Source organism: Mycobacterium sp. (assembly GCF_050701675.1).
GTDB lineage: Bacteria > Actinomycetota > Actinomycetes > Mycobacteriales > Mycobacteriaceae > Mycobacterium.
On the sequence record NZ_JBOGDD010000918.1, the window covers coordinates 1 to 6,264 of the forward strand.

9 protein-coding genes are annotated in these 6,264 nt (G+C 68.9%); 5 read left to right on the forward strand and 4 right to left on the reverse strand.

All coding sequences use genetic code 11. The features are described from left to right. Positions 1-25 precede the first annotated feature (25 nt). The gene (locus tag ACRDUX_RS27935; RefSeq protein ID WP_526418617.1) at positions 26-562 is read left to right on the forward strand and encodes a DUF1942 domain-containing protein; all 537 of its coding nucleotides are present in this window, start codon (positions 26-28) and stop codon (positions 560-562) included. 147 nt (positions 563-709) lie between these two features. Here the strand turns inward: ACRDUX_RS27935 and ACRDUX_RS27940 are convergent, their stop codons facing one another. The 3 genes from ACRDUX_RS27940 to ACRDUX_RS27950 form a co-directional block, all read right to left on the reverse strand. Next, positions 710-1,336: a cadmium resistance transporter gene (locus ACRDUX_RS27940; protein ID WP_526418606.1), complete on the reverse strand. Its 627-nt coding sequence runs from the start codon at positions 1,334-1,336 to the stop codon at positions 710-712. 387 nt (positions 1,337-1,723) lie between these two features. Further along, positions 1,724-2,431: a hypothetical protein gene (locus ACRDUX_RS27945; protein ID WP_526418607.1), complete on the reverse strand. Its 708-nt coding sequence runs from the start codon at positions 2,429-2,431 to the stop codon at positions 1,724-1,726. 2 nt (positions 2,432-2,433) lie between these two features. Then, complete coding sequence (locus ACRDUX_RS27950) at positions 2,434-2,676, reverse strand: hypothetical protein (protein ID WP_526418609.1); 243 nt, start codon at positions 2,674-2,676, stop codon at positions 2,434-2,436. Between the two features lie 209 nt (positions 2,677-2,885). On the opposite strand from ACRDUX_RS27950, the gene ACRDUX_RS27955 reads away from it, so the two are divergent. From ACRDUX_RS27955 to ACRDUX_RS27965, 3 genes are all read left to right on the forward strand, one after another. Continuing rightward, a complete protein-coding gene (locus ACRDUX_RS27955; protein ID WP_526418611.1) occupies positions 2,886-3,494 on the forward strand; it encodes a hypothetical protein in 609 nt (202 codons plus the stop codon). A 213-nt stretch (positions 3,495-3,707) separates the two neighbouring features. Then, positions 3,708-4,082 carry a BlaI/MecI/CopY family transcriptional regulator gene (locus ACRDUX_RS27960; protein WP_526418619.1) on the forward strand — a complete coding sequence of 125 codons (375 nt, stop codon included), beginning with the start codon at positions 3,708-3,710 and terminating at the stop codon, positions 4,080-4,082. Next, entirely contained in the window at positions 4,079-5,044 is a 966-nt protein-coding gene (locus tag ACRDUX_RS27965; protein ID WP_526418613.1) for a M56 family metallopeptidase, read from the forward strand. Before ACRDUX_RS27960 ends, ACRDUX_RS27965 begins: the two co-directional genes overlap by 4 nt. A gap of 246 nt (positions 5,045-5,290) precedes the next feature. Here ACRDUX_RS27965 and ACRDUX_RS27970 read toward each other — a convergent pair whose 3' ends face one another. Further along, on the reverse strand, positions 5,291-5,650 hold the full coding sequence (locus tag ACRDUX_RS27970) for an ArsR/SmtB family transcription factor (protein WP_526418621.1): 360 nt from the start codon (positions 5,648-5,650) through the stop codon (positions 5,291-5,293). A gap of 87 nt (positions 5,651-5,737) precedes the next feature. On the opposite strand from ACRDUX_RS27970, the gene ACRDUX_RS27975 reads away from it, so the two are divergent. Further along, the coding region (locus tag ACRDUX_RS27975) for an NAD(P)-binding domain-containing protein (protein ID WP_526418615.1) at positions 5,738-6,264 on the forward strand (527 nt) is incomplete at its 3' end.

Here is a 6,264-nt window from a genome sequence, read left to right on the forward strand (position 1 = left end):
GAGCAGTGTGCGCAAGTTCTGTTTGATGGCGGCAATGATGGCGATGGCGGTCATGGTGGGGGTGAGTGTCGCCGGGGTGGCGTCGGCGGCGGCGGACAAGTGTGAGCACCGCTTCGGGTCCCATCAGCAAGTGGCTGATGGCGGTGGCATGCAGGACTGGTCGGTCACGGATCTGAAGAAGAGCGGTGACGTGGCGCCTGGTTTCCCGGTGGCCGGGCAGCTGTGGGAGGCGACCGCCACGGTGACGGCGATCTCAGGGACCTCGACACCGGTGATTCCCAACTTCAGCGCGACATCTGACGGCGGCAGCTACCCGGTGCTGTGGCAAGTGGCGAGTCCGAACGGCATTTCCCCTGCCACGCTGGCCCAAGGTCAGACGGCCACCGGCAAGGTCTACTTCGACGTCACCGGCGGTAACCCCATGGCGGTCACCTACACCGCTGGCGGCGCCACCCCGCTGATGTGGTGCTGCGACGACGCGATGATGGCGATGCCGATGGACAAGTGCACGTGCTGCGCCGAAATGAAGGAACCGTGCCCGTGCTGTGCGGGAAAGATGTAAGACGAGGCAACCGCCACATTGGCACTTGAGGCCGTCGCACTTGAGGCCGTCGTGGCGGGCCGCCGGACGGTGAGGCCCACCGTTCGGCGGCCCTCACTTGCCGGACGTGGCAGCCGAGTTCGGCCTTCGTGCCGCCGACTGCGGCGATCAAAGGCCGAAGGCGTGGCCGTGGATGAGGATGACCAGTCCGATCCCCACGAGGACGACGGGGAGCACGACGTGGCCCCAGCGCGACAACGCGTGGGCGATGAGGGGACGCCGGGCGAAGAAGTGCCCGGCAACGCACCACGCCGCGACGAGGATCAGAAATACCGCGATGTAGGTGAGCAGTCCCGGGGTGGCGCTGGTGGCGAACACCGGGACGTAGACCCCGATGTTGTCGCCGCCGTTGGCCAGGGTGACCGCAGCGACGGTCAGGACGCCAGGGCCGCGCTCGGTGTTCTTCGTGGCGGCGACGTCGTGAGGCGAATCAGGGTCGTCCTGGGCGGTGCCGCAGTGGCGGTCGCGCCAGGCGGTGACCGCGGCGCGCACACCCAGGATGAGGGGAAGCAGCCCCAGGTAGGGGATGGCCGTGTCGGGGAGCAGGCCGGCACCGAGCGCGCCGAAGATGGCGGCGGCGAGGATGGCGATGAAACCCAAATACTGCCCCAGCACCACGCGCAGGACACTCTTGCGGCCGATGGCCTGGCCGAAGAACAGGGCCAAGACGACGATGTCGTCGATGTTGGTGACGGCGAACAGCCCGACGGCCTGGCCGATCAGCGTGACGTTCACCGATGTGCACTTAGCGGGAGTTCGCCGCGATACATGCCGTGGCTCAACGGGTTTCGCCCCGACGGCGGCGGGTACCGGTGGCGGGACGCGCGACGGCCTGGCGGTGCATGCGCGACAGTCTAGGGATGGTGGCCAGCTGGGTGCAGGAACCTCGACTCCTCGCGACACTGACGTGGACGCCCGCGCGCAGGGCTGATCACGACGGTTGGCGGACGTCATCGGCACCGCTGTCACGGCCGATACGGTCCGGTCCACATGGCCCGACGGTGCCCGCTCGGCTGGGCTGCCCCGTGGCAAGGTTGGCTCTCACCTGCAGGCCGACAGCCGAACGGGCCGCCGTGGAATCAGGTCGACCGGCCTTTGACCCCTCCCGCTGACCAGGGTGGGCTACAGGTCCCCAAAGGCGTAGCCGCTGGGGATTTGAGCAGGAGCCGTTCCGTAGACCACGGCGATTTCGTCGTGGCCGTGCAAGGTCAGAGCGCCAGGGTTGCCGGTCACCTGCCGACCGTTGACGTAGGCGCGCAACGGGGAACCGGTGGTGGCGGTGCGGTTCCCGAGCTGCGATGCGGTCAACGTGACGTTCCATTCGGAGAAGAACTGCGCGAGGCTGAAGGTGCTCTGGGTCGGCGATTCGACGTGGATGACGCCGCTGGTGTCGTGGGTGTGCAGCGGACTGATCGCGCCGCCGCGCTCGTCGATCCCGATGCCGGCGGGAACCGCCACGGCGGTGCCGTCGACGAACACGTCGAGGTGGGCATGCAGGTGAAGCACCGAACCCTCTGAGCGCAACAGCGGCAGCCCAGACTGCTTGACGGCAGCAGGGACGTCGGTCGGGGCGGGCCAGGGCGGTGCGCTGCTGGTGCCGGTGGCCGAGATCAGGGGGGTGTCCGGGATCGCACCGACGGCGGTGGCGCGAGCGGGGTGCAGCCTGGTGGTCAGCACGACCATAACCGCGGCAAAGGCGACGACCACCGTGACCCCGACGACGAGCAGCCACCGACTGGGTCCATTGCCGCGGCGCATCGCGGCGACCGAGGAGGCCCCGCGACCCCGCCCGGTCAGGGATCGCGGTGTGACCGGGGTGCGATTCTTCACGCTCATGAGAGGCCCAGCGAGATCGCAGAATTGGTCACCGCGCCATGAGCAGCTCCCACGGGAGCCAGCCGATCCGTGCCGAGCCGGACGTGTCCGGGGCCCGGCGCGGCCTCCGTCGGCCCGGGATCAGCCGGCGCGGCGGCGGAAGGCGCGTCGCGTCGGCGGTCGCGCATCATCATCCACATCATCACGCCCATCGCGACGGGGCAGGCCAGTCGCGCCAGCGTCAGCAGCACATCGAGCATCAGCGTCCTCCACATTCGTCGTCGGCCGCGAGCTTTCGCCGCCCACTTCATCTACTATCTCGGTACCGACATAGTAGATGAAGGAATGCTCTGGTGCGGTGCGGACGACGGGACGGCACCGACGACGGCGTGTGGGCCTTGGCGCTGCGCCGTCGTCACCACCTGACCGCCGAGGTCCCGTGAGTGGGCGAGACAGGAGATCGACGGCGATGGAGAAGATGACCAGGCGGGCGGCGCTGGCGCTGCTGGGCACCGGCGGCGGACTCGTCGGCGTGGCGTACGCCCTGCGCGGTGTGCTCGGCGCCCCGTTCAACGGTTCCGCTGCGGGGCCCGCCGACACCGGGGACCCGCCGATGATGGGCGGCCCCGAGGGTTCCCCGATGATGGGCGCCACGTCGAGGATGGACATGAGCACCTACATGGACATGTTCGCCCGGCACACCGAGATTCGGCGCCGCGTGGAGGACATTCCCGGCGGCGTGCGCACCACCACCGAGTCCGACGCCGAGGACCTGGTGGCCCAACTGCAGGGGCACGTCGCCACGATGTACGCCCATCTGGATCAGCGCGCCGAAGTGACGTGCATGAGTGCAAGTCTGCCGACGCTGTTTCGGCGCGCCCACGACTATCAACGTCACCTCACCTTCACCGCCACGGGCGTCGTCGCGGTGGAGACCGCGCGCGACCCGGCCGTGATCGACGCCATCCGCGCGCACGCCCGGGAAGTCACCGGATTCGTCACCGACGGCATGCCCGCAATGATGGCGGCGATGATGGGCCACCCCACGGCCGAACCCGGCTCCCAACCCCCTCGATGAGATCGTCACGGCACATCCGGCGATGCAGACCGAACTCGGCGGGGCCAGGCGTGCCCGCCGCTGGCTCGTTCACCAGGGCAGTGAGTTACTATCTCGGTACCGAGATAGTAGGGACATGCGTACCGGCACGGGCGCCGGTGGCAAGCGGATCGGCGCTGTGGCAGACCGGACGCGGCGAGGGCGCGGCACGGCGAGCGGGAGTGGGTGGCATCGGTGCGGGTGTTCGGTGAACTGGAAACGGTGGTGATGGCCCAGCTGTGGGCCACCGACGGACAGGGCACGGTCCGGGAGGTAGTCGACCGGATACGCCCGGACCGTGAGGTCGCCTACACCACCGTGCTCTCGACGATGGAGAACCTGTACCGCAAGGGCCATCTGCGTCGGGAACGCGAGGGTAAGGCGTTTCGCTACCGCACCGTGCTCAGCCACGCCGAACACATCGCCGGGTTGATGCGCGAGGTCCTCAACGACGGTGAACAGCACACCACCGCGGTGCTGATGCACTTCGTCGACGAGATGAGCCCCGAGGAACTCGCCGGGCTCAAGGACGTCATCCGACGCCGCGGCCGGGGAGTCGCCAAGCGATGAACCTCGCCGTATGCCTGCTCGCCTACGCGCTGTCCCTGACGGTGTTGGGGCCGGCGGTGGTGTCGCGGGTCACCCGTGCCGGCGCCGCGCCGCGGTGGGGCATCGCCGCATGGCTGGCCATGATGGGAAGTGTCCTGGTGGCCGCGGTGGCCGCGGTCGCACTGTTCGTGTCGCAGACCCTGGCCTCCTGGGGTCGGATCGGTGCGGTGTTGACCGGGTGCGTCGCCGGGTTGGGAATGATCGCCCGCGGCGGATACGGCGACCTGGTGCAGATCGGCGTCCTGGCGCTGGCGGCGATGAGCACCCTGGCCGTGGCCATCCTCACCGGCCGCGCCGCGCTGGCTCTGCGTCGCATGCGTCGGCACGGTCACGAGCACGGTCACGCCGTCCGGATCGCGACCGGGGACACCACCCCACGAGGCCCCGGGGGCGCGTTCGTCGTCGACAGCGACCGCCGCGGGGTGTACTGCCTCGCCGGTCGCCCGCACACCATCGTCATCACCCGCGCCGCCCTCGACGCCTTGGACCACACTCAGCTGGCCGCGGTGCTCGCCCACGAACGTGCCCACCTGCGCGGGCATCACCACCGGATCTTGGCCCTGACCGGCGCACTGAGCACACTGTTCCCCCGGGTCGGGCTGTTCACCCACGGAGCCGCCGCTGTCGCCCGGCTCCTAGAGATGCGCGCCGACGACGTCGCCGCCCGCCGCCACAGCCCCGACACCGTCGCCGACGCCCTCCTCGCCCTCAGCCTTCCAAGTGGAACCGTCACAGCCTCGACGCCGGCAGCGGCGCTCAGCGCCGCCGGACTGGCAGTGACCCAACGCGTGGAACGACTGTTGTTCCCGCCCAACGCCATCACGGCCCGTCTTGGCCTCATCCTCGCGACGGGCGCGGCCCTTCTCGCGCCGATCCTCGGGATCGCGCTGATGATCACCCAGCCAGGCATGGCGTGCATCTAGCGGATCCGGGCAGCCGGTGCAGGTGACGACGTGGATGCCGCGGCGGACCAACAGCCTCACCCTTGCGTTACATACCCCTAGGAGTATGTAGAGGCACGGGTCGTAGTAGTTCGAAGAGGAGTGCGGCCAGCTCACGTCTTGGCGTCCACCACCACGTGGCATCCAATGCACCTGCCCCTCGTGCTCTCGCCCAGCTATGGCACCACCACCGACCGACTACTAATCCGAGACGGGTGAAATCGTCCGTTACGCCGGATGTGTCGACACTGCGGCGGCGATACGGTCCAGGGCCTTTGTGTTCACGCGGTAGTAGGCCCATTTGCCGCGCTGGTCGCGGCTGACGAGGCCGCTGTCGACGAGCAGCTTCATGTGGTGCGACACGGTGGGTTGGCTGAGTCCGAGCGGTTCGGTGAGGTCGCAGATGCAGGCTTCACCGCCGTCGGATGCGGCGATGAGGGAGACCAGCTTGACCCGGGCCGGATCGGCGAGCGCCTTGAATACCATGGCCAGGCGTTCGGCGGCTGGGGTGTCCAGCACGCCGCCGGTCAGCGGTGAACAGCAGGCAGCCGCGTCGCTCGAAGTCAACGGGACAGTCGCGGTGGCCATGCCATCCATGATGCCACACGCATTGACAAACATCGATGGGTCGAGCACCCTCAATTCATCGAAGAACATCGATGAGAGGAGTCGAGTATGTCGGAACAGCCCGTCGTGGTAATCGGAGCCGGACCGTTGGGGTTGGCGGCGGCCGCGCACCTGCTCGAGCGTGGTCTCACCCCCCTGGTGCTGGAAGCCGGCCCGAGTCCCGCTGCGGCGGTCGAGCAGTGGGAACACGTCCGCACCTTCTCTCCGTGGCCCGAACTGGTCGACCCCGCGGCCGCCAAGCTGCTCGAGCCGACCGGCTGGACGGCTCAAGAGTCAGGGTTCCCGACCGGGCGGGAGTGGATCGACGACTATCTGGCGCCGTTGGCAGACACCTTGGGTAAGCGGGTGCACTACGGCGCACGGGTAGCGGCGGTGTCTCGGCTGGGCCGGGATCGGCTGGTCACCCCAGGCCGAGCGGAGGCGCCGTTCGTGGTGCACGTGACCAATGCGGACGGCACCGAGTGCCGGGTTCGGGCCCAAGCGGTCGTCGACGCCTCGGGCACCTGGGGTCAGCCCAATCCTGCTGGCGCGGATGGTGTTCCCGCGGTCGGCGAACGTGCCGCCGTGGCCGCCGG